1 protein-coding gene is annotated in these 236 nt (G+C 42.8%); it reads left to right on the forward strand.

From position 1 onward, the window contains the following. On the forward strand, positions 1-236 hold a 236-nt coding region (locus G4D82_RS14370; RefSeq protein WP_166337978.1), incomplete at both ends, for a hypothetical protein.

Genomic DNA, 236 nt, shown 5'->3' on the forward strand with positions numbered 1-236 from the left:
TGTGAAATCCTAAACCCAAGCAACTGCGATACTGCGATTGTAACGGTAACTGTGTCTGCGGCTTCAATTATCGCCAATGACGATACCGGAACAACTGTAAACGGACTTACTGGTGGAACAGCTTTCACAAACGTACTTGTAAACGATACTTTAAATGGTGTGGCTGTACTAGCTTCACAAGTAAATACCACTTTTGTTAGCTCAACTAACGCCGGTGTGACTTTATCAGGAACTGA

It is taken from the genome of Flavobacterium lotistagni, assembly GCF_011392125.1.
Lineage (GTDB): Bacteria > Bacteroidota > Bacteroidia > Flavobacteriales > Flavobacteriaceae > Flavobacterium > Flavobacterium lotistagni.